The sequence below is a fragment of the Ruminococcus sp. genome (assembly GCF_024684275.1).
The window spans coordinates 1-24,345 of the sequence record NZ_JAIKXF010000055.1; the positions used below are offsets into that span (position 1 = coordinate 1).

Consider the following 24,345-nt stretch of genomic DNA (forward strand, 5'->3'; position numbering starts at 1 on the left):
CCAAAGGGTTTTGATTTCAGTTCTGTTACTCAGAAAGAAGTAGATCGTGCTGTTGCTTTCATTAATAATCGCCCAAGAAAATGCCTTGGTGATAAAACTCCTTATGAAGTTTTTTGTTGCACTTGACTTGACAATCTGCCATAACCCCTTTGGAATCCCATTATTATTGTTATCATTTTATTTTATAGTTTTTCGACACTCTGCAGCTCCCTCACGGGAGCTGGCTTCTTTGTATCATTATACTGCCTTTCGTCATTTATATAAGCAAAAGCTCGTCGTAGATAGACGAGCTTTGCATAGAATTAGAACAGCCTTTCAGTGTGATTCGTGTGATTTTTCGTGTGACTGACCCTGCATTTTCGTGTGATTTCATGCAGTTTCAATGTCACACACGCAGTTTTAACTGCATTTGCATAGACAGCAGAAAAGCCTGTATTTAGCGTTTTCTGCTAAATACAGGCTTCTTAAAAGAGCGGACAGAGAGGGATTCGAACCCTCGATACGCTATTAACGTATACACGAGTTCCAGTCGTGCGCCTTAGACCAGCTCAGCCATCTGTCCATACTTTGGTGCGAGTAATGGGACTTGAACCCATACGTCTCTCGACACACGCCCCTCAAACGTGCCTGTCTGCCTATTCCAGCACACTCGCAAAGTACTTTAATATTATACAGTAAATCAAAAGAAAAGTCAATAGTCTGAGATATATATTTATTATATTACAAAACCAAGCGTTTCATATAACAAAATGCATTCTATATAGTCAAATAAGAATAAATTAAAAGAATCGTTCATAATTTTTCCTGATTTTCGACATTTTACGCTAAAAATACCCCTTGAAAATCATACCAATGTGGTGTACAATGTGTTTGTAGATTAAAAGAAAAGGAGTTAAACCTAAATCATGGAAAACAAACGAATCAAAGTATTGATCGGTGACGATTCAGCATCAAACGGAGTAAAAGCAGCAGCAACGCTGAGGGAAAACGATATTACAGCGTTTACCCGCAAGAAAAACAGCAGAGCGATACTTGATTCCATAATCAATGATGCCCCTGATGCTGTCATTCTCGATCTGACACTACAGGATACAGACGCTATACGCCTTATGGAGCGTGTAAAGGAAACGCTTGTAAAGATACCGGCGTTCATCGTCGTATCAGACATCCAAAACAGCTTTATCGAGCGGCAGATACTGGAAAACGGAGCTTCTTACTATCTTACAAGGCCCTATGATGTACATAGTCTGCCGTCCATTATCAAATCAATATGCACTGCTCCCTTTACAAGCAGCTGTAACGATACAGAGATAATGGTCACTGAGGTTATACAGAAGCTTGGCGTACCCGCTCACATAAAAGGCTATCATTATCTGCGTACAGCTATACTCAGCGCAATAGAGGACAGCAGGCTCATGGAATGTGTAACGAAGCTTCTTTATCCTTGTGTTGCACAGAAGTACGATACCACTTCGTCACGAGTTGAACGAGCTATCCGCCATGCTATTGAAATAGCATGGGACAGAGGCGATACCGAAGTAATAAACAGCTTTTTCGGCTATACCATAGACAACTATCGCGGACGTCCCACTAATTCTGAATTTATAGCTCTTGTTACGGACAAAATAAGGCTTCAGCTAAAATTAGCCTGACATCAATTCAGCCCAACTAACTTCACTGCTTCAGCATTTATTATCCATAGGAAGCCCTCTGTGATTTTTCACAGAGGGCTTTTCATTATCTCTTTACGAAATACTCCTCATACCATACAAGGAATGTATAGATAGTCCATACTTTACGCCAGTTATCGGAGTTTCCTCCTACATAATCTTTATAAATCGCATTTATCTCATCAATATCAAAGAACTGCGCTGCCATATCGCTGTTGAACTTAGCGCGTACATCTGCATTGTATCGCTCGTCGGCAAGCCAAATCCTTATCGGTACGATAAATCCAAGCTTCTTTCTGAAGGCTATCTCATCGGGAAGGACCTTTGCAGCAGCTGTTCTGAAAGCGACTTTATTCTGCTCCTCGTTCACTTTATACTTAGAAGGCATACGTGAAGCGATATCGAATATTCTTCTGTCTGTGAGAGGCATACGTATCTCAAGACCGCAGGCTGTACTCATCTTGTCAACATTGAGGTATATATCTCCCTCAAGCCATATCTGAATATCCACATCTGACATTTTTGTAAGAGGATCAAGTCCCTCTGTCTCGTCGTAGATATATTTCACAAGATTTATGGGAAGTACATTTGGATCATAGTGCTTGAGTATCTTCTGCTTTTCCTCTTCCTTCATGATGTTGGTATTTCCGACATAGAAGGTCTTCAGATTATCACCGTAGCGCTCGGCGTTGCGGTACATATTGTATCCGCCGAAGAACTCGTCTGCCCCTTCGCCTGAATAGCAAAGCTTGGTATGCTCGGCTGTTGCCTTACAGCCAAGAGTAAATACTATTGCAGAAGCATCGCCTAAAGGCTGTTCCATATTGTACATTACGAATGGAACTATATCAAAGAAGTCCTTTGGCTGGATATTTGCAACACAGTGCTCAACATTCAGCAGCTCCGCAGTCTTGGCTGCAACACGTGATTCGTCGAATCTCTCCTCGTCATATCCGCATGAGTCAGCTCTCTTGGCATCACTCATAGCAAGCACATAAGATGAATCAACACCGCCTGAGAGGAAGGATTCAGCGACCTCATTATCATCCTTGACCTCTGGGAAGATATTAGTCAGAGTGTCGTGTATCTCGTTTGCCCAGTCATCAAGCGACTTGCTATCGTCAGGCTTGAATGTGGGAGTCCAGTAGCGCTGGACTGTAAGCTTTCCGCCCTCAAATTCCAGCCAGTGTCCGGGCATAAGCTTCTTTACGCCTTTAAAGAACGTGTCCTCACCTGCAACATAGGTCAGTGTCATGTATATCTGGAGCATATCTGCATTCAGCTCCTTGACAAAGCCCTCCTGACCTATTATTTTACTGATATTTGTTCCGCAAAGAAGCTTGTTATCGGCTGTTATATAGTAATAGAAAGGCTTAGTGCCGAAATGGTCTCTCAGACAGAAATACTTATCTTTCTCTGTATCATAAAGCGCAAATGCGAACATTCCATAGAAATGGTCAGCCATTTCCCTGCCCCATTTCTCATAAGCCCCGACTATGATAGCCTTTTCGCGTTCTTCACGGGAAAGAGTGCTGTCAATACTAAGTTCCTTGCAAAGTTCTTTCCAGTTTCTGATATGACCTCTGTAATCGCAGATATTAATCAATTTAATTCACCTCGTAATAGTGTGTATCATATTTCTTCATATATAAGCGGACGATTCATGAGAGCGCCCAGCGCGTGTCTGACATCTCCGCCGTTGAAAAGCACCTCATTGAGCTGCTCTGTAATAGGCATTTCCACTCCAAGACGTCTTGAAAGATCATATGCAGCCTTGCAGCAGAAATAGCCTTCAACAGTGCCAACACGCTCAACAGCTTCCTCAGGAGATACTCCTTGCCCGATAAGAATACCTGCCCGCCTGTTACGGCTGTGCATACTTGTGCAGGTAACGATAAGATCACCTATACCCGTAAGTCCGCTGAATGTTATCGGATCAGCTCCTGCTGTCTTTCCAAGACGTGCTATCTCATGAATTCCTCTGGTCATGAGTGCAGCCTTAGTATTGTCACCGTAGCCCAGACCGTCACAGATACCAACGCAGAGGGCGATGATATTCTTCAATGCTCCGCCTATCTCGCAGCCCTTTACATCGTCATTGAGATATATCCTCATAAAATTGTTGCCGAATTCACGCTGTACATATTCGGCAGCATCATGATTCGCAGAAGCAGCAACAACAGTGGTAGGTACACATCTTGCGACCTCCTCTGCATGAGAGGGACCTGAGAGAACTACCATTTTCTCCGTATTTATCTCCTCACGAATAACCTCGCTGAGAGTTTTCAGACTGTCCTCCTCAAGTCCCTTGCCTGTATTGACAATGACCATATGATGGTCGCAGTAGGGCGCTGCCTCCTTAGCTACACTGCGCACAAACGAAGACGGGATACCGAAAACAAGTATATCACAGCCCTTGATACAGGATATGTCGCTTGTGAGTGCAATGCTTTCCGAGATCGGCACTCCTGGTAGCTTCTGAAGATGTTCGCCGTGAGAACGTATATCATCTATTTCCGACTGGAATTTCGACCATACTGTAACATCGTGTTTGCCACAGTGTTCAGCCATTATTGCCAGTGCAAGACCGAAACCGCCCGAACCGAGTATAACTATTTTTGCCATAGAAGTCACTCCTTACGATAAATCATTCTTTGCCTATATCTATGGTGTTGAATGTAAATTTATTCTCATTTCCGTCAATAAGTCTCTGTATATTTGAACGGTGCATGAATATGACCATTGCCGCCATTGGCAGTGACAGAAGCATATACAGACAGCTTCTGCCGAAGGAATAGCCGTCAACTATCCATGACATCAGCAGTGTTGCCAGAGGGCAGTATGCTGTTGAAATAATTGAAGCAAGTGAAACGTACTTAGAGAGTGCAAGTATTACAGCAAAAATAGCTAAAAGAGCAAGGAAGACCTTGTAATCAACAGCCAAAAACGAAGCTGCACCGACAAGTACGCCCTTTCCGCCCTTGAAGCCGTAATAGATAGGGAAAACATGACCTAATATTGCAAATAATCCTGCTACATAGCCGATATAGTGAGTGTCATTGCCGGGCAGCATACCTGCATGGAGCAGATGACAGAAGCCTCTTGCAAGAAATACAGCGATAACTCCCTTGAGAAGGTCGCCTATGAGAGTAAGAAGGGCACTGGGTTTACCTGCGCATCTGAGAGTATTGGTCAGACCTGCATTTTTGCTGCCCATATCGCGGATATCTCTGCCTGTCATCATTCTGACAACAATAATAGAGAAATTTATACTGCCGAGGAAATAGCCAAGACCTGCGGCGACGATAATTGAGAAAAACACCTTCATTATTTATCATTTCCTCCCCGCTCACGGACGATAAAGCGAACAGGAGTTCCCTCAAGTCCGAATGTTGAGCGTATTTGATTTTCAATATATCTTCTGTATGAGAAATGAAAGAGGTCTGCCCTGTTTACAAATGTAACAAATGTCGGAGGCTTTGTAGAAGGCTGTGTCATATAATATATCTTTAGTCTTCTGCCCTTGTCCGACGGTGGCTGAACTCTTGTAGTAGCATATGCAAGGACATCATTGAGCATACCTGTGGATATTCTCATGCTGTTCTGCTCATAAACGTACTTGATAAGCTCATATAGCTTACTGATACGCTGTCCGGTCTTAGCAGAAATAAACACAAAGGGTACATACGACATAAAGCTGAAGTCATTTTCAAGCTTTGTTCTGTACTCCTGCATGGTCTTGTCGTCCTTTTCGATAAGGTCCCACTTGTTTACAGCTACGACACAGGCTTTTCCCTGCTCATGAGCATAGCCTGCGACCTTGGAATCCTGCTCTGTAAAGCCCTCGGCTGCGTCCAGCATGATAACGCAGACATCTGCACGATCAACAGCCATATAAGCTCGAAGTACGCTGTAATGCTCGACCTTTTCGGTAACCTTTGACTTTTTGCGTATACCTGCAGTATCTATGAATACAAAATTACCGTATTCATTATTTATGACAGTATCCGTAGAATCACGGGTAGTTCCTGCAATATCAGAAACTATAACGCGCTCCTCACCTGCGATCTTGTTGATGAGCGAGGACTTGCCTGCATTAGGCTTACCGATGACGGCTACTTTGATGTGATCCTCACCGTATTCAGCTTCTTCACCGTCAGGCAGGCTCTCATATACCTTGTCAAGCATATCGCCTGTACCGTGACCGTGAACTGAGGAGATCGGGTATGGATCGCCAAGTCCCAGATTATAAAACTCGTAGAGCTCCAGAGGAGGATCACCGAGATTATCGACTTTATTTACGGCAAGAACTATCGGCTTACCGCTTTTAAGGAGCATTTGTGCCACTGCGTAATCGTCAGCGGTAACGCCGCATTTTATATCCGTAACAAATACGATAACGTCAGCCTTTTCAATAGCGAGCTCTGACTGTCTTCTCATCTGCGCAAGGATAACGTCGCTGCTGTCAGGTTCGATACCGCCTGTATCGACTACCATGAATTCCTTGCCGCGCCACTCGCACTTAGAATAGATACGATCGCGTGTAACGCCCGGTGTATCCTCTACGATAGACAACCGCTGTCCGATAAGCTTGTTAAAAAGTGTGGACTTACCTACATTAGGACGTCCAACAACTGCAACTATCGGTAATGACATTGTATTGCTCTCCTTTCTCTCTTTACTTCAAAACAAGTCTGAGTATCACTGCCAGCCATAAATGGGCAGGATAGAATATATAGAAAAACCACTTTGAAAACTTAGGAAATCTTCCCTTTTTGCCGTTGTAGAAAAATGTCATCAAGGCATAAGCCGCTGTAAAGTCAAAAAGATGCACAGCTGATACTTCTGCTTCAATAGGACTAAGCCCTTCACTGCAATAAGGTATAAAGCTTATAAGCATATAGCAGCCCCAGACCGAAGCATACCATATAAGCCTTGCCTTCGGCCTTTCGCGGAAGATATGCAGTCCAAGCACCGTTAAAGGTCCGAATATGAACCACTCTGATACAAGAGCAGCCGTTGCTCCGCATATCAGCACTATAAGCGCGATACGCTGCCAGAGCCTGAAGCGACTATCCCACACGCAAAGAGTAAGCAGACTGAAAAACAGGGTGAACATAATGTTTGCCCCCCACCAGCCGATTATAGGTCCCCACAGAATAGTGAAGGGAACCTGTGTTATACAGGCAAAAATAAAAAGCCTTTGTGCGTATTTGTTTACAGAGCGTGTGTACTTGTAGCCATCGGCTATGAAAAAGAACATAACAGGCGGAGTAAGCAGGCTCAGCTCAATGAATATCCTCTGCCATAAGGGACAATCCTCAAACAGACCATAAGGGGGGCGTATCACCGACACTCAGCCAAGCGAAAAGATGTCCCCAGAACATAAAAAATATAATGATATATTTTATAACATCACGATTTATTACCTTAAATCTGCTCTTTTCCATATTATCCCCTGCCTTGATGTCAGATAAACCTTATATTACGCTCAAATACTGTATTTTCACAAAAACATACTGCAAAACTTTGGAAAAGTCTTTTATATAAAGTGAACAAAGCGGTATATTTTTTCATGATTCAGATACTTAAAAAGGAGAGAAAGATCCACTCCTCCTCTCCTTCTCTTTTATCGGATCAAGCCGATTATTCAGCGTCTATCTTAAGGACCTCAACGCCCTTATAGAATCCGCAGTTTTTGCAGACCTTATGTGGAGCCTTATATGCGCCGCAGTTGTCACACTTGGACATTGCAGGAGCTTCGAGCTTCCAGACAGCACTGCGTCTCTTATCGCGTCTTGCCTTAGAAGTTTTTCTCTTTGGTACAGCCATTGTGGCACCTCCTTACAGAGCCTCACGGCTCATATTAATTTAGATGATCACACTGAGTCTCATTCAGGTCACAGCCGCAGACCATACAAAGCCCCTTGCAGTCTTCCCTGCAAAGTACCTTAGTCGGCATACTGAGGAGAATATCATTCAGTGCAACTTCATTCAAATCAATGCTCTCGCCGTCTGCTACGATATAATCATCGTTATCGTCGTTGCTGACGGAAGGAACAACAATATGGTCAAAGGAAAGGTCATAATCCTTAGAAAACTCTTTCAGGCACCTGTCACAGGTGTGAAGAAGCTTGAATACAGCAGTATAGTCAAGATAGACTATACCTGCCCTGTTATAGAATTTTCCGCTGAGACTTACATCAGAACCAAATGAAAATCCTTTGATACAATCTAATTCATCAGAAGCTATCTCATAGGAGAAATCCTTTTTCTCTCCGACAATATTGAATATCTGCTTTAAATTGATCTTCATACAACAATCCTTCAGAGCACTATAAGATATATTATACACTAATTGACTTTATCTGTCAATAGTTCAGTGTAAAAATTTCAAATTTTTCCGCAGAATTACTTAATGAACTGCTTTACGCTCTCAGGAAGCTCAGAATCGTCAGCTGAAACTGTGAATACGATAGTAGCCTCTTCACCTGTGAGCTTGTCGAGCTTCTCAAAGAGATTTCCGAGAGCATCGTAATCTCTGCCTACGATCTTGAGGATACCGTCAACGAAAACGTCCTTTATATCGTAGTTGCCTGCGAGCATACCTGCTACGAAACCGTAGAATGCATCTGTACCCTCGATAGCAAAGCTCTCTGTATCGCACCATCTAACTCTGAAGCTGATAGAACGTCTGATATTATCGCCCTTTTCGATGCAAACGAGGTTGCCGTTTGTTGACTTTACAGCATCATTGATCTGGTCGATAAGTATCTTTGTCTTACCTGTGCCTTTTTTTCCTGTAATAAGTTTAATCATAATTTACTCCTTCCGTGCCTTGCGGCATTTGTGACGTATTATATTTTGTATTGTGAGCTAAACGCAGTTATCAGCCGAGCTTAGCTTCAAGAGCAGCCTTTGCGCCCTCATATCCGGGCTTGCCGAGAAGAGCGAACATATTGGACTTATAGCTTTCAACACCTGGCTGGTTGAAAGGATTTACACCGAGAACATAGCCTGAGATAGCACAAGCCTTCTCGAAGAAATAGATCATGTAGCCTACATTTTCCTCTGTAGTATCATCAAGCTCAAGAATGATATTAGGAACTCCGCCCTCTGTATGAGCGAGAACAGTACCCTCGAAAGCCTTTCTGTTTACTACTGACATATTCTGGTTTGTGAGGAAGTTAAGACCGTCAAGATTCTCTGCATCGGGTTCAAGGAAAAGATCAGTCTTTGGCTTCTTGATATCAACAACAGTCTCAAAGAGTATTCTTGCACCGTCCTGGATATACTGTCCCATTGAGTGAAGGTCTGTTGAGAATACAGCTGCTGACGGGAAAATGCCCTTATTATCCTTGCCTTCGCTCTCGCCGAAAAGCTGCTTATACCACTCTGACATCATTACGAAGCTTGGATCATAGGAAACGAGCATTTCAACAGACTTGCCCTTTCTGTAAAGGATATTTCTGAGTGCAGCATACTTATAGCAATCATTGCTATCGAAATCAGCGCAGAAGTCAGCCTGTGCCTTAGCAGCACCCTTCATAAGTGCGTCAATGTCACAGCCGGCAACTGCAATAGGAAGAAGACCAACAGCTGTAAGAACAGAGAAACGACCTCCTACGTCATCAGGGATAACGAATGTCTCATAGCCCTCAGCGTCTGAGAGGTTCTTGAGAGTTCCTCTTGCCTTGTCTGTAGTAGCAAATATACGGTTCTTTGCCTCTTCCTTACCGTATTTATCCTCAACCATCTTCTTGAAGATCCTGAATGCAAGAGCAGGCTCTGTAGTTGTACCCGACTTGGAGATTACATTCACAGAGAAGTCCTTGCCGTCACAAAGAGCAATGATCTCGTTGAGATAAGCAGGGTTGATGCTGTTTCCAACATAGTAGATATCAGGTGTGTCCTTCTTCATGTTATTATAAAGAGGCGACTTGAGAAGCTCGATAGCTGCTCTTGCACCGAGATATGAACCGCCGATACCGATAACGATAAGGATATCAGAATTCTTCTTTATTCTCTCGGCAGCTGCCTTGATACGTGCGAATTCTTCCTTATCATAGGCTGTAGGGAGTTCTACCCAGCCTAAAAAATCATTGCCGAGACCTGACTTACTGTGAAGTGACTGAGCAGCAGCCTCTACCTGAGCCTTGATACCAGCCATTTCGTCAGCGTTGACGAAATCCTTCAAGTATTTGGTGTTGAGTTTTAAAGACATTAGAATTTACCTCCAATATGTATGGTAAGCCATACAAATATAATTTACCATCTTTATGATACTATATTTTTGGATTTTTTTCAAGTCCTTTACGTAACAATTTCAACATTTGTATATTTATAACAATTATACACTCACTTTTCCATCATTTTATCCAGCAGCTTATATAAAATAAATCTATAGCTAAGTTTAGAAACAGCATTTTTTGCAAGCAGTTCACTTTCATATACCAGCGTATCATCATTATAAAAGGCTGCAGTGCCGATTGGCTGACCAATTCTGATGGGGGCTGTCAGGTATTCAGGTATGACTACACGTGTACGAAGCTCGCCGGAGCCCCTCGGAACGACGGCTTTCCCCTGTTGATCCAGATAAATCTCCACAGCGTAGGCGGTACCGTTTTTTACCTTTACAGGAGCAAGCATTTCATCAGGAAACATTGTAAATGTGACCTTATAGCCGCTGAAGCCCATGCGAACCAGTCTTTTCGCAGTACCAAGAGATATCTCCTCGTTCTCAGCGCCGAGAACTACAGAAATAAAGGTACTGCCGCTTTCATTGCGTCCGCCCTCTGCAATACAATAGCCAGCCTCGTCTGAGTGACAAGCTTTGAAACCGATATGTCGGTCATAAGTACGGGTAAGTGTATTTTCACTGACAAGCTCTGTCTTCCCACCCTTAACGAAATCACGCCATGTTGAGAACATCGGAACAAGAAAGTCATATTCTGCAAGTTCACAGCAGATAACAGCCATATCATGGGCTGTAGTATATTCCTCTGCCGAATAATAGCCATACGGAGAAGCAAACCTTGTATCTCTGAGCCCAAGATCAAAAGCCTTTGCGTTCATATCCATGACAAAGCTTTCAACGCTCCCCGATGATCTCTCAGCAAGAACAGTCATAGCGTCATTTGCGTTTCCGATGATAACACTTTTCAGCAGCTCTTCCACAGTCATTTTATCACCGCTTTCAAGCCATATCACTGCGCCTTTGGTATTTGTTACGCTTTCTGAGGCAGTGATCTCGTCGTCAAAGGAGTACTCTCCGTCCTGTATATCCTCAGCAACAAGAAGGATCCCCATAAGCTTTGCAAGATAACCTGCATTAAGGTGCTTATTGGAGTTCATTTCGTTCAATACTGTGCGAGTCTCAGCCTCCATCAGCACGTATGCCGCAGGTTCGGGAGCCTCCTTGACATCAGCTCCGATAACAAGAGCCGAAAACATTGCTATAATGAATAAGAACGGCAAAATCCTCAGTTTTTTCAGCATATTCATCACCTCAAAGGATAATATGCATTTTTCTGTAAAAAAATGAAAAAGGAGCAGCATAGAACTGCTCCTTAATATAAATCATTTTTTTAAAGCGATGATAATAAAAGCGTCCTTATTATCGCCTGTAATCTCATAATTACCCGATATCGGTACTCTCGTTTTGTACTGCTCATCGTTTTCGGTAACTGAGTATATCTGGTATCCCATATCGTTGAATGTAAAGGTATAAGGCTCATCAAAGGTGTACTGTTTAAGGAAATCAACGTATTCTTCAAGGCACATATCCTTTTTTGTCATTATTGCCGCGTGTATCTCACCCACGTATCTGAGATGCCACGGACAGTATTCATTGCCTGTCTTATCCTTTTTATTCTGCGGATACCTCACTATAAATCCATACTTCCAGCAGTTCTCAACTATCCAGCCCTCTGTATCATATCCGTCGTATGACAGCACAGAGCCATAAGCATTAAGTGCGAGGTCTACGCAGTATCCTGCCTTGGACTCGCTGAAAGCCTTTGGACAATATGAATCTTCACCTGTATATGTATCGGTAGTTCCGTATACGATAAAATCAGCTAAAGCTGTCTGGTTGGCATAATCCTCCATCATGGTATTAAGCGCCTCTGCCGCGTCCTCGTTGAGTTCAACCTTCTCGTCAACAAGGGTATAGAATTCGTTCTTCTCCTCCGACAGATCTACCATAGCCTTACTGTAATCCTCTTTTGCGGGAGCGCTCTCGGTATATATTGCAAGTATACCCTCTGCAAGTTCATTTTCCGATAACTCATATTCCGAAAATCCCAGATACTTTACTCCCTCAAAAGCAGTTGTGCTCTCGTCGGTTGTCCCCAGCGAAAGGCTGCTGCCTGTGGTTGCTTGCTCCTGAGTTTCGGCATTACGGAAGTCGCCGTTTATGGTAAGATTTAAAGGTTGCTGACTTGCCAGACTTCTTCTGAGCGTATCAGCACCCGAAAGTGTTATTACAATAGCGCCCATAGCCAGCAGAACTCTGCTGAGCTTGAGCTTTTTTCTCTTTGGCTCCTGCATTTTGACCATATCCTCCGATTGTTTTGTTCTACATCAAAAAATAATACTTTGGTTCTTTTTCTTTATTATTCTATCGTTTTTCAGGCAAATGCCCGAGTATTATTTATAATCAGAATAGCATTCCAGCCAATTTGTCTTTGATCCTGCTTCCCCCGACTTGTCCGCCGAAAGGGAAAATAAAAAAGACACTGCTGTTTCCCTGCCTGTTCTGTAGTGACCCGGATACAAAGGTGCGACACCTTTTACGCCAGCTTTATCCGACATAAAGGTATGCAGAATCAGTACGTCTGCAAATACCTATAGTCAGCCTGAGCTGCCGACTCCGAAAAATATTAGAACTATTAAAGGAAAACCGCCGTGCCTGTATGTTTTTTTAGCATTGCGAAATTTGTTTCCTTCTTTTGTTCATTCTACACCATAATATTATATATCTCTGTATTTTCTATTATAGTACAGAAAAATTACCTTGTCAACTTTTTTTTCATATTCTGCGAATTAGACAAAAACTATGTTCTATCTTATACATACAGCACAACAGGCTCTCCGTTCAGAGAGCCTGTTCATCAAAGTTCAACTGTAATACTGTCTTTCAGCTCAAAGGAATAAAGAAGAGTTTCCTTGACCTTTTTTCCTGTAGTCAGCTCTATTGCTGCCTTATAAAGCCTGAGCTGCATAGCGTAACGCTCTTTCAGTGCTGTAAGTGACACTCCCCTGTCTGACTTGTAGTCCACAATGACTATACCGTCAGGCTCTTCAAACATAAGGTCGATTATCCCTTTTATCATGCCGTCGGACTTTTTCAGCCTGTCGAGAGTTTCATTCTCAATATTGAGCTGTGAGACAGCCACCATGAATTTCTTTTCCCTCACATAACGCAGGGAACTTTTTATCCTGTCAAAAAGACTGCTTTTGAAAAACGCCGAAACATTCTCAACGCTTATTGACTCAGCCTCGGCAGAGCTGATATACCCTTTTTGAGAAACACTGTCTATCTCAGCCTCGGGAGCATTTATTGCTCTGTCAAAATCGCAGTACTGAAAGAATGTGTGTATCGCCGTTCCGCGCTCTGCACCGGTCAAACTTGAACCCTCTGACTTGAATCTCGGACGCTTCAGTCTGAAATCGAAGCTGTCATCATTTTCCTTCAGTTTCCTTGTTATCTGTGTCACACTAAGCTTTGCTGGTGTCTCGGAAAGAGTCCTGTTGTACTGAAAGTCTATAATATCCTTCATCTTAGCGATAAGCATTTCATCTGCGGAAGCATCTTCCGCCTCGTCTTTGATGTCCTCCGCATCAGTTACAGCAGTCTCCGCTATCTTGTATTCAAATAGCTCACCGGCTGCACTGCCTGCTCCGAGCCCGCCTGTATCGATACCAAGCTGCTGTGCGATGTCCTCAAACTCTGTACTGCGAACGATAGCCGCCCACAGCCAGTCAGCAAAGCTCTTAGCCTCCGACACCCATTCAGTTATGTCGTTGCTGTGCAGAATACAGCTTTCAATAAGGGCATTTACGCGTTTAAGCGCCTTTTCACTGCATTTCAGGTTAATAAAAAGCTGCTGCTGCGCTCTTGTAAGCCCTACGTAAAGCAAACGCATTTCCTCGCTTCGTGTGGCTCTTTCCTCCTCGGCAGCCAGCATGGTCTGCTGGAAGGTCCTGTACTTTCTGAAAAGAGTCGGCTCATACAGCACATAGCCTATTCTGCCGTCGTCACTGCACATTACAGCTTTAGAGTCAAATTTAAAGTTCACCGATGTCTCAGCTATGAACACAAACGGAAATTCCAGCCCCTTTGAACGGTGGAGAGTCAGCACGTTGACATATTCGCCCGAAGAAGCAGATATTTTGCCCTGTGAATAATCGCCGTTCTCCATAACTCTGTCAAGGTGGCGCAGAAAACCGTTAAGTCCGCCTGTACCGTCAAAGGCGGCTGAGCTCTCATAATTCTGAGCATACTGGATAAGGGCACGAAGATTTGCACGTTTCTGGTCGCCGTCACTGTACATCTGCATAACTGAAATAAAATCTGTGGTATCATATATCTCGCCGATAAGCTCCCCCAGAGTCATTGTCACGGAGTCGAGTCTGAACTCGTCAAGAGATTCAAGGAATTCCATACAGTGTTCACGCAGAAACATATCTGTGCATTCCTCGTACTCACCGTCAGCCAGACCGCGTATTATCGCAAAAAGCGCCCTGTGCTTATCAAGAGACTTTATCACCGCAAGGTCAGATATACTGAACATATACATCGGCGAGGTCATAACAGCAGCCATAGGAATATCCTGCAAGGGATTGCTGATAACCCTCAGCAGGTCTATAAGCACAGCTATCTCACGTGACCTAAGGTATCCTGCCTCCTCATTTCCTTTGGCTGGCACACCTATCCTGTTCAGTTCATCGGCATATACATTGATATACGAGTTGTTTCTGACGAGTATACAGAAATCCGACGGTCTGCACGGACGCTGTACACCGTCCTTATCGGTCACAGGTACGCCATTTTTGAGCATATCCGCTATTTTCTGAGCCGTAAAAACAGCCTCGCAGTCTGTCTTTTGATCGACAATATCATCTTCGCCATCCTCGCAGGGCTCGTCATTTATAAATGATATGTGAGCAACACGCTGTCTTCCGCCGCTCTCGCCAAAGTGCTCTGCCCCGAAATACAGCATTTCGTCGCTGTTATAATCTATATCACCGCAGCTTTCGCTCATTATCTGCCCGAAAACATAGTTTACGAAATCAATAACCTGAGGTGAGCTTCGGAAATTCTTGTTGAGAGTGATATACTGATTCCTGCTGTCACTGTCTGAGGAATACCTATCCGCACCTTTCAGGGTATTTATAAAGTTGCGCGGATTTGCAAGTCTGAAACGATAGATAGACTGCTTTACATCACCTACAAGAAAAACATTGTCGCCATAGAGAGGCTCGCCGTTTTCGCCGAGCTTATAATTCTTTGAAATAAGCTTGAATATCAGGTCTTGCTTGTTATTTGAGTCCTGATACTCGTCTATCATTATGATGTCATAATAATCCGCTATCTTCTCAGCAGCTTCGGACTGTATAACTCTGCCGTTTTCGTCCTCGTCAGCAAGTATATCAAGCGCAAGGCGCTCGCCGTCATCAAAGCTGAGAGCGTTTTTTTCGCACTTTTTCTCCCATAGTATCTCATGGTACTTTCTCAGCATATCCGCAAGAACAGCCGTCACTTCACCGCTCTCGGCAAAATCGCTATCCACAGACGTTATGCTGCTAACTACCTTTGCTATGGTCTTTTTTATTATATCGCGCTTTTTCTTGAATATTTCTCTCAGAGCCTTATCATGGGAAGTCTTTCCCACTCTTACAAGGTCGGCAAACTCCTCAGCCTTCGCACATTCCTCTGCTGTGGGGATTCGTCCGCTTCTGAAAACGCCCAGCAAATCTGATACATTATCAAAGTCGTTTTCAGCCTGCTCATAGGACTTCACTGCCGCCGCAGCCGCCATATCGGGGAAAATACGGCTTATCATGCCCATATTATCGTCAGCCGCTTTAAGTGCCGATTCAAGCTGACGGGTAAGAGTTTCAATGAGCTTACGGCAATAGACTGAACTCTCAAATTCAGTGTTGTAATTTTGCACAGCTTTTTCAAGCCACTTATCCGCCATTGCCACAGAAGAAAGAAAATTATCGGCTCTTTCGATGACTTCAAGGAGTCTTTTTTCGTCCTTTATGCAGAAACGGTCGTACATAAAGGATATTTTGCCGTACTCATTTGCACTGTAATAATTTATCAGCTCCTCAAGAGCCCGTGCTCTCAGAACCTTGTTATCGGTGTCATCAAGTACGCTGAATCCCGAAGTTATGCCGTTTTCAACGATATTATCCCTTATAAGGTCGAAGCAGAATGAGTTTATAGTGGATATTCTTGCACTTTGCAAAAGTATCTGCTGCTTCAAAAGATGCCTGTCGTCAGGACGTTCATTTATAAGGGCGCGGAGCTTGCTGTCAAGGCGCTTTTTCAGCTCTGCTGCGGCGTCATTGGTAAATGTAACAACTACCATTCTGTCTGCACGTACTCCAGAATCCTTATCGGCAATAAGCTGAACAAGCCTCTCGGTAAGCACTGCTGTCTTGCCGCTTCCTGCTGCTGCTGATACGATAAGGGACGTATCTCTTGCGTCGATAGCATTCTGCTGCTGTTGTGTCCAGCCCATATTACTCCTCCTCTCCCCTGAATTTTTTTCCAAGTATTTCCTGAACCTCGGCAATATCGCCCTCGTCGGGAGTCCTCTGCCGTTCAAGCTCGGAATTATCGCATATATTCATATATTCACAATAGGTACACGGCAGCTTGTTCCCCATAAGCAGAGGGACAGCCTCGGCATCACCTGCAAGCAGTGACTCTGCCATGCTTTTCAGCTTTCCGTAGGTATAGTTTCTCAATAAAGTCATGCCCTCAGCCGAGATACAAGCGGAATTCTTATCGGGAACTCCGTTCTTATCAAGCTTTACTGGGATAAATTCACCTCGGACATTTTTCTCCATAGCTTCAAGAATATCCCTGTCACCAAGAACAAGTCCGCTTGTTTTCAGCGCAGAGCTGACAGCTCCCGTATTCTTTGAATCCACCTTATGAGATTCAAGATGTACCTCCGATATCCTTACAGGAGAATATAGAACTCCGGCAGGTGAATAGCCTTCATAAATCCCGCCCTTGTCCGTGGAAGCAAATAGATAAAGCAGCATCTGCATATTGATACCGCAGGCAAGAGTTTCCGCAGTTATGTCCTTGCGGCTGCTCTTGTAGTCGATTATGCGAAGATATTTTTCACCCTCTATATCGCAGACATCAGCTCTGTCTACTATACCGCCGAAGCTGAGCTGTCTGCCGTCACCGAAGGGCAGCACCACAGAATGGCTGTCACGGAGGTCAAGCTCGAACTTATGCGGCACAAAATCCGAAGCCATAAGTGCCTGCTGGGTGTACATAAAGACCTCAGACATACGCTCTGTGAGCTTATTGAATATAAGATCAAACTTTGCGTCCTTGCCGAAATCACCTGCAAGAGCCTCTCTGCGGTAGTTCTCAGCGCAGGTGCTGATCTCGGTTTTTACGGCATCGCAGGAGAGATTTACAAACTCTGACTTGCTGTACTTACCGAGAATACCGTAAAAGCACCTGTGTGTCAGTTCACCTGCTATACGCGCGTCAAGCTCCACCTTTTCATTCAGGTGAAGTCTCAGACACTTATCACAGAAATATTTGAAGTGACATAGGTTATACTCTTCAAGTCCCGACGATGAAAGCCTCAGCGGCTCAAAGCTTTGAAGCTTTTCCATTATATCCCTGTCTATGCCGAAGCTCTGAGTGTGATAGCCTCTGCTCATGACATAGGACAGCCTGCGCCTGTAGTCGGGAGCTCCCATAAGCAGCTCCTTAACGGAAGCAACTGCTGCGTTATTACTCTTGCGCTCCTGCATATAATGGTAAAATGCGGAATGAAGCGTCGCCGCATAGTAATCCACTGAAATGCTGCTGCTTGTAACGTGTATGCTATTATCGCCGAACATAGCGATTATCCTGTCAACTATCTGTGCAGGGTATTTCGCCTGCCCTGACAAGTCAGACAGCGGATAGGTCATGTATAGCTTTTCAGAAGCCGCCGATATAGCCTTATAAACTACAAGCCGCTCTGAGGCTATAAGCTCCGCAAGAGGTGTTGAAAGCTCTATCCCGTTCTCGGATAGCTTTGACTTCTCAGCCTCGGAGAAAAGTCCGTGAACGCTTATCTGATTAGGGAAATCCCCGTCATTAGCTCCCATAATGAATACCACTCTCGGAGAATCAAGACGAGCCATTCTCGCAGAGGCTGCTGTGACCGCATCAAGAGTCTGAGGGGGGACGGAATACTTTATACGTCCTATCATAGAGCGGATAATGCGCGTAAGCTCAGAAAATCCTATCTCCTTATCGCCGAGAGTATCACAAAGGCTGTCAAGTATATCCATAAGGCAGCCCCATAAGCGTTTAAGCTCAGCCGCTTCATAATCCTTGTCCTGCTTTATGAGCCGCCCCATGAGCTTTGCGGTATTTTTCTCAGCATTGCAGTAAACGATATGATCGTAAAGCAATACACACAGATTTTTTGCAGTATTCCTGCTATTGAGCTTCTTTTTCAGCTTTATCAGCGGAACGACTGTCTTTTTCCGGATATTTTCAAGCAGTTCAAGCTGTTCGTCTTCGGCAGCGAACTCCTCCAGCCAGCTGTCCCCGTCAACGTCCCATTTGTAGCAGTAATTCTCCAGAAGAGATACCTCCGTAAGCGTAACGTCAAGAAGCCCGCTTTTTATGAAACGGAATACCTGCTCAGAACGTATCCGCCTGCTTGACAGAATATCCAGCATAGAAGTAAAGAAAACCATTACTGAGGTGTGTGCAGCGTCCTTTTCAATACTTAGAAAATACGGGATATCATATCTCTTGAAGGAAGCCTTGAGCACATCGGAGTAAACTGCGATATCATTTGAGATTATAGCAATATCCTTGTACATCAGAGACCTGTCATCATAAACAAGGTGCTTGATAGCCGCACATACATATTCCGCCTCGTCATACATATCCCGTGCCTCGAAAATATGCACATTCTCGGGCTTTGGTGCTTTATCAGCTTCGTTTTTCAGATTAACAAGAGCTCTTTTGCTGACATATTCAAGATCTGGAGTTTTGAATCTATGGCATTCACCGCATTTTTCTATTGAGGACTCAATGCCTGTCTCGCGGCAGATATTCATTATCTTCCTGTAGGTGTCGTTTACGGTCTCAAAAAGAGTGTAAGCACCTGCATTGACATCGTCTGTTCTGAGGGCTATACAAACATTTTCCGCGGAAGAGATCATGACACGGAGCATTTCGTACTGATCGGCGGTAAAGCTTTCAAATTCGTCAAGAAATACTGTCTTTCCCTTGAAATACTCATAAAGATTTGCAATTTTTGCAGCCTCCCGGATATTATCCAGCGCGTCCTTGAAGCCGTATTCCTCCATAAGGCGCTGATATTCAAGGAAGATAGCTGCCACATCTTCTGTCTTGTCCATAAGCCTCTTATCAAGAGAACGTGAACGCTGTACAAGCTCCTCCGGAGTAATACCCGAGCGTTTAATATCCCGGATAAGCGTCATTATCTCCTCGGCAAAGCCGTTTTGCAGACTCTGTCTGCGGAAGCTGCTGAGAGACTCGGGACGTGACAATGCGGCATTTACAGCCTGATAAATGAGTATCATCTTTGCCATATCATCAGCAAATTCACCTTTTCGGCAGGGATCGCCGTATAGCTGAAAAAGCTGTCTTGCCAGACCTGTAAAGCTCAGTGAGAACAGCTCGTTGAAATTCTCAGCACCGAGATAGAAATAGAGCTTTTTATCGAAATCCTGAGAAAACTGCTCGGGAACTATAATGCAGAGCTTTTCAGCCGAACTGCATTTTTTCTGTATCTTTGCGAACATTCTTGTAGTTTTTCCACAGCCTGCCGCACCTGTTATAAATTCGACCATAATTATCCTCTTTACACCGATCTCCGCAATAATACAGGATCAATAATACATAAAATATGCATACCGCAGCAAAGCGGTATGCATATTGACTTTTGTTATCAGAAACCGTTCAAATGGTTCTTTTTCATTATCTCAGGGAACTTGAGATAAGCATAATCAAGGTTAAAGCTGCCGCCGAGACCGTTGACCTTTCCGTCGTTTGTATACTGCCACATATTATAATTCTTGCTGAACTCAGGCTTTGAAACTCCATAATGAGCCACCCAGACATCGTAATCAGCAAATACAGACTCGTCCACTCTTGAATTGAGGAAGTTTGCATAGCTCTTTACGCCTACATAATAGCCTTTTTTCTCAAGAGTTGAGCAGAACGCCTTTATAATATCGGAAATTTCCTTGTTTGTCTTTGCAGCAAAGCACTGATCCTCTACACAGTAGTATATAGGATATGCAAACTTGTGTCCCTTAATGACCTCTAAGCAGGCCTCTGCTTCAAGAACCGCGTCCTCGGGAGATTCAGCGTAGCTGTACCAGTATGCACCGCAATCGATGCCTGCTTTTTCAGCACCCTCAATATTAGCTTCAAAGTACTTATCGGTCTGTGCCGCAAGATTACCATATCCGGCGCGTATCATTGCATAATTGATACCGGCTGCCTTGACCTTATCCCAGTCCATTTTGCCCTGCCATACCGAAACATCGATACCGCTTGCAACGCCCTTATTTACACTTACCGGACGGATAGGAACGCTTGCATCGGTCTCTGTGCCGTCAGGCTCATATGTATCGGGGGATATAAGGTATGGATAATTCACATAGCAGTGATCCAGATCCACAACTGTATCAATACCGTTTACTCTGCCCTTGTCGCTGTGCTGCCACATACCGTAATTGCCTGTATATCCGGGAGCTGCAACGTCCCAGTGAGCGACCCATACAGCATATTTATCAAGCACCTGCTGATATACCTTTGATGTAAGCAGGCTTGAGAAGCTGTATACGCCTGCGGTATACCCCTTTGACTCTATCGTAGAACAGAAAACGTCGATAATTGCAGATATTTCTGAAATAGGAAGCTTTTTCTGTCCCTCCTCCTCAATATCAAAGTAAACAGGATATTTAAAGTTATAATCCTTTATGATATTATAGCAGGATATAGCTTCTTCGCGTGCTTCTTCCGGACTGTAAGCATAGCTGTACCAGTAGATACCGATATCCATGCCGACCTTCTGCGCCTCATCGATATTGTACTGGAACCATGTATCCTTCTGATACGGATACTTATCAGCGTTGCCGAAACCGGCTCTGATAATAGCAAAGTCTATTCCGCTGTCCTTTACAGCCTTCCAGTCTATCTTTCCCTGAGCATAGGAAACATCTATGCCATCAGCCTTTTTATACATCAGGCTCTTGTCGCCCGAATGCATCTTTACGTAGGTCTGATGAGCATTATAGATATCAAAAACATTAAACGGTGTTTCTGTCAGATCCGTAGCCTCTACAGTACCGCTGTCTGCGGTATTCTGTGAGATACTGCCCGAAGCCTCTTTACTTTCAAGATCAATTGTGGTATCATATATATTGCAGCTTATATTGTTTTCGGCGAAAGCTTCTGAAGGGGATAATGCTGCGCTTGAACCGATGAATGAAAAAGCCATCAGTGCAGAAAGCAGTCTCTTATATATCCTCATATCTGATCAAACTCCCTTTCGTTGACGTTACAAAAAAGTAATAACTGTTTCATAGCTTTTTGTAAATTATAACATACTTCTCAATTTATTTCAACCGTTACAGTCCAAAAAATATAAAAAGAAGCACAATTTTGTATGGTTTGAAGAAATTTTAGAAATGTTTTTGTAACTAATAGATACTTTTGTGTAATAATCAGGAGATAAAAAATGAAAAAATTTGTAATAAATGACAATGACAGTGGTCAAAGAGTAGATAAATTTGTAACAAAAGCTCTTCCAGATATGCCAAAGAGCATGATGTATCGTCTGATACGCAAAAAAGATATAAAAATTAACGGCAAGCGCTGTGATATAGGTTCACGGCTCAGTACAGGCGATATAGTCACTGTTTACGTCAAAGATGATGTTGCCGGAGGAAAACAGCATGACCTGAGCTTTCTTAACTGCTCTGCCGACCTTGATATAGTCTATGAAGACGAAAACGTACTCATCGTCAATAAGCCTGTCGGACTTGACTCACATTCAAACGGAAGTCCCATGACAGATACTCTTATCGACAGGATAAAACACTATCTCTATAATAAAAAAGAATACGTCCCCGAAGATGAGAGCTCTTTTGCGCCCGCCCTGTGCAGCCGCCTTGACAGGAACACCTGCGGACTTGTGACAGCCGCAAAGACTGCATCTGCTCTGCGTGACATCAACGAAGCCATAAGAAACGGAAACGTTCATAAGATATACCGCTGTGTTACTACAGCTCCTCTCCCGAGGTCAGAGGATATAATCACCGCATATCATCAGAAAGACGAGTCAAGAAACCTTGTAAAGCTTCTGGACTCGCCATGTGAAGGATTTAAGCCTATTAAGACGGGATACCGTGTCCTTGCCAAAAAAGCTCCCCTATCCCTTGTGGAGGTAACTCTCTACACGGGGCGAACTCATCAGATACGTGCTCACCTTGCTCACATAGGTGCTCCTATCCTCGGTGACGGAAAATACGGTAATACAGCTGTAAACAAAAGATACGGCGTATTCCGTCAGGCACTGTGCGCCTATAAGCTGAGCTTCGAGCTCCCCGCGGAGTCAGCTGTAAGCTATCTCAACAAGCTGGATATAACAGCCCCAAAGCCAGAATTTGAAATCAGATTCTTTAGTTAGGCTGACCGACTCTGTGACGAAGATTCTCCTCCTTGAGCTCTCTGCCCTCAGCAATGAGGGCTCTCATTTTATCCTTATCCCCACTTTTTAGCGCCTCGCTGTACTTATTAAGATTGGCGATAAGAGTATCGAGCTCGTACTGAAGATTCTCCCTGTTCTGCATGAAAAGGTCAGTCCACATCTTTTCATTCATAGTAGCGATACGTGTCATATCCTGAAAGCTGCCTCCGCTGAATCCACATTCCAAGCCAAGCTCAGGGCTCTTTACATATGCGCTGGAAACTATATGTGCCAGCTGTGAGGTGTATGCGATCATTTTATCGTGATTTTCAGGACTTGTCACAACTATCTTGCCTGCGCCTATCTCGGAAGCTAAGCTTTTCAGCAGCTCTGTATCCTTTTCATCACTGTCCTTAAAAGGAGCGATAATGAAATTTGCCTTTACGAACAGGTCGGCTGTACTGTTGTAATATCCGCCAAACTCCTTGCCTGCCATTGGGTGGATACCGATATATCTTAGTCCGTTTGCCTCGGCTATAGCCTTCATTCTTTCGGAAAACTCTCCCTTTATGCCGCATACATCGGTTATAAGAGTTTTTTTGCTTATTTTTGAAGCATTTTCTTTGAAAAACTGCTCAGAACCCTGCGGGAAAAGTGCTATTATGATAAGGTCATAGCTTTCAAAGCTTCCGTCAAATACATTATCAAGAGCTACATCGCGCAGTGCAGCATTTTCAATATCATGATTCAGGTCACAGCCTGTCACTGTATGATATGTGTACTTTTTCAGCGCCTTACAGATAGAACCGCCGATAAGACCAAGTCCGACAACAAGAATATTCATAAAAATCTCCTCCAGTATCTTTTATCATTTAAAGTATAACACTTTAAACAGTAAAAGTCAATAGCTTTAAAAACATTTTTCTCTCATCTGCATAAAATATAAAGAGAGCTTTCTCAATCTATTGAAAGGAATGTTTTTATGCCAAAGGTATTTTTAAGTCCTTCCACTCAGGAATGGAACCAATATGCCACTGAGGGCAATGAGGAGCTTTATATGAATCTCCTTGCTGACCGCATGGAGCCCTATCTCCGCTCATGCGGCATAACCTTTGTCCGCAACGATCCCGTCAGAAACGTTACGGGAGCTATCGCAGACTCCAATGCAGGCAGCTACGACGTTCATCTCGCTCTCCATTCAAATGCCGGTCCCGAAAACCTCGCAGGCAGGCTGAGAGGAATAGATATTTATTTTGCACCTAAAAGCAGCTACAGCGAAAAGCTTGCAAATATAATTGCCAATAACCTTAAATCGATATATCCTCTCCCGGACAAGGTCAGAGCTGTTCCCACCTATTCACTGGGAGAGGTGCTGCGCACTAAGGCGGTGGCGGTACTATGTGAGCTGGGCTATCACGATAATTACGCAGATGAAGCATGGCTGAAGAACAATCTCGAGGCCATAGCAAAAAATATAGCAAACTCTCTCTGTGATTACTTTGGTATACCATTTGTAAATGCAGGCGCTGTCCGTTGGGGAACTGTTACCACAGACGGAAGTAATCTCAATATTCGAAGCTATCCATCGTTATCGGGAAATATTATCGGCTCTATGCCAGACGGAGCCTCCGTAATGATAAACGGCGAGACAAACGGCTGGTATGTGGTAAGCTATAACGGCATTAACGGCTATTCCAGCAGTGAATATATAACACTATAAAAGAAATACCGTA

At 43.8% G+C, this 24,345-nt stretch carries 18 protein-coding genes, 2 tRNA genes and 1 pseudogene; 4 read left to right on the forward strand and 17 right to left on the reverse strand.

The genetic code is table 11. The annotated features are described in order from the left end of the window. Positions 1-126 (forward strand): annotated as a pseudogene (locus K5677_RS05920) (IS30 family transposase); the annotation flags it as partial. A 347-nt stretch (positions 127-473) separates the two neighbouring features. On the opposite strand, the gene K5677_RS05925 reads toward K5677_RS05920, so the two are convergent. Continuing rightward, positions 474-562 (reverse strand) — tRNA-Ser (locus K5677_RS05925). 6 nt (positions 563-568) lie between these two features. Further along, positions 569-653: transfer RNA gene (locus K5677_RS05930), tRNA-Leu, on the reverse strand. A 252-nt stretch (positions 654-905) separates the two neighbouring features. Between K5677_RS05930 and spo0A the strand changes: the two genes are divergently transcribed. After that, positions 906-1,652, forward strand: a complete 747-nt coding sequence (gene spo0A, locus K5677_RS05935) for a sporulation transcription factor Spo0A (RefSeq protein ID WP_296725784.1) — start codon at positions 906-908, stop codon at positions 1,650-1,652. A gap of 85 nt (positions 1,653-1,737) precedes the next feature. Here spo0A and K5677_RS05940 read toward each other — a convergent pair whose 3' ends face one another. The 14 genes from K5677_RS05940 to K5677_RS06005 all read right to left on the reverse strand — a co-directional run bounded on the left by K5677_RS05940 (position 1,738) and on the right by K5677_RS06005 (position 21,454). Further along, positions 1,738-3,276 carry an asparagine synthase-related protein gene (locus tag K5677_RS05940; RefSeq protein WP_296725787.1) on the reverse strand — a complete coding sequence of 513 codons (1,539 nt, stop codon included), beginning with the start codon at positions 3,274-3,276 and terminating at the stop codon, positions 1,738-1,740. A gap of 26 nt (positions 3,277-3,302) precedes the next feature. Further along, a complete protein-coding gene (locus K5677_RS05945; protein ID WP_296725789.1) occupies positions 3,303-4,295 on the reverse strand; it encodes an NAD(P)H-dependent glycerol-3-phosphate dehydrogenase in 993 nt (330 codons plus the stop codon). Between the two features lie 22 nt (positions 4,296-4,317). Further along, positions 4,318-4,998, reverse strand: a complete 681-nt coding sequence (plsY, locus tag K5677_RS05950) for a glycerol-3-phosphate 1-O-acyltransferase PlsY (protein WP_296725790.1) — start codon at positions 4,996-4,998, stop codon at positions 4,318-4,320. Further along, positions 4,998-6,326 carry a ribosome biogenesis GTPase Der gene (gene der / locus K5677_RS05955; RefSeq protein ID WP_296725792.1) on the reverse strand — a complete coding sequence of 443 codons (1,329 nt, stop codon included), beginning with the start codon at positions 6,324-6,326 and terminating at the stop codon, positions 4,998-5,000. Before der ends, plsY begins: the two co-directional genes overlap by 1 nt. Positions 6,327-6,348: 22 nt before the next feature. Continuing rightward, positions 6,349-6,933 carry a TraX family protein gene (locus K5677_RS05960; RefSeq protein WP_296726091.1) on the reverse strand — a complete coding sequence of 195 codons (585 nt, stop codon included), beginning with the start codon at positions 6,931-6,933 and terminating at the stop codon, positions 6,349-6,351. Positions 6,934-7,316: 383 nt separating this feature from the next. Then, entirely contained in the window at positions 7,317-7,502 is a 186-nt protein-coding gene (gene rpmF / locus K5677_RS05965) for a 50S ribosomal protein L32 (RefSeq protein WP_019678749.1), read from the reverse strand. Between the two features lie 34 nt (positions 7,503-7,536). Then, positions 7,537-7,986 (reverse strand): DUF177 domain-containing protein, encoded by a 450-nt coding sequence (locus tag K5677_RS05970; RefSeq protein ID WP_296725793.1) that lies wholly within the window; start codon positions 7,984-7,986, stop codon positions 7,537-7,539. 95 nt (positions 7,987-8,081) lie between these two features. Then, positions 8,082-8,489 carry a hypothetical protein gene (locus K5677_RS05975; protein ID WP_296725795.1) on the reverse strand — a complete coding sequence of 136 codons (408 nt, stop codon included), beginning with the start codon at positions 8,487-8,489 and terminating at the stop codon, positions 8,082-8,084. Between the two features lie 70 nt (positions 8,490-8,559). After that, positions 8,560-9,894: a glucose-6-phosphate isomerase gene (locus tag K5677_RS05980; protein ID WP_296725797.1), complete on the reverse strand. Its 1,335-nt coding sequence runs from the start codon at positions 9,892-9,894 to the stop codon at positions 8,560-8,562. 134 nt (positions 9,895-10,028) lie between these two features. Next, complete coding sequence (locus K5677_RS05985) at positions 10,029-11,168, reverse strand: serine hydrolase (RefSeq protein WP_296725799.1); 1,140 nt, start codon at positions 11,166-11,168, stop codon at positions 10,029-10,031. Between the two features lie 81 nt (positions 11,169-11,249). Beyond that, positions 11,250-12,230: a M15 family metallopeptidase gene (locus tag K5677_RS05990; RefSeq protein ID WP_296725800.1), complete on the reverse strand. Its 981-nt coding sequence runs from the start codon at positions 12,228-12,230 to the stop codon at positions 11,250-11,252. Between the two features lie 554 nt (positions 12,231-12,784). Beyond that, positions 12,785-16,426, reverse strand: coding sequence for a helicase-exonuclease AddAB subunit AddA (gene addA, locus K5677_RS05995; RefSeq protein ID WP_296725803.1), 3,642 nt, complete (start codon positions 16,424-16,426; stop codon positions 12,785-12,787). A gap of 1 nt (position 16,427) precedes the next feature. Next, complete coding sequence (locus K5677_RS06000; RefSeq protein ID WP_296725806.1) at positions 16,428-19,763, reverse strand: PD-(D/E)XK nuclease family protein; 3,336 nt, start codon at positions 19,761-19,763, stop codon at positions 16,428-16,430. 98 nt (positions 19,764-19,861) lie between these two features. Continuing rightward, positions 19,862-21,454 (reverse strand): glycoside hydrolase family 25 protein, encoded by a 1,593-nt coding sequence (locus K5677_RS06005; RefSeq protein ID WP_296725809.1) that lies wholly within the window; start codon positions 21,452-21,454, stop codon positions 19,862-19,864. 207 nt (positions 21,455-21,661) lie between these two features. Between K5677_RS06005 and K5677_RS06010 the strand changes: the two genes are divergently transcribed. Continuing rightward, positions 21,662-22,612, forward strand: coding sequence for an RluA family pseudouridine synthase (locus K5677_RS06010; RefSeq protein WP_296725811.1), 951 nt, complete (start codon positions 21,662-21,664; stop codon positions 22,610-22,612). Here K5677_RS06010 and K5677_RS06015 read toward each other — a convergent pair. Further along, positions 22,605-23,456 carry a prephenate dehydrogenase gene (locus tag K5677_RS06015; RefSeq protein WP_296725813.1) on the reverse strand — a complete coding sequence of 284 codons (852 nt, stop codon included), beginning with the start codon at positions 23,454-23,456 and terminating at the stop codon, positions 22,605-22,607. The genes K5677_RS06010 and K5677_RS06015 overlap by 8 nt on opposite strands. A 138-nt stretch (positions 23,457-23,594) precedes the next feature. On the opposite strand from K5677_RS06015, the gene K5677_RS06020 reads away from it, so the two are divergent. Then, on the forward strand, positions 23,595-24,332 hold the full coding sequence (locus K5677_RS06020; protein ID WP_296725814.1) for an SH3 domain-containing protein: 738 nt from the start codon (positions 23,595-23,597) through the stop codon (positions 24,330-24,332). Positions 24,333-24,345 lie beyond the last annotated feature (13 nt).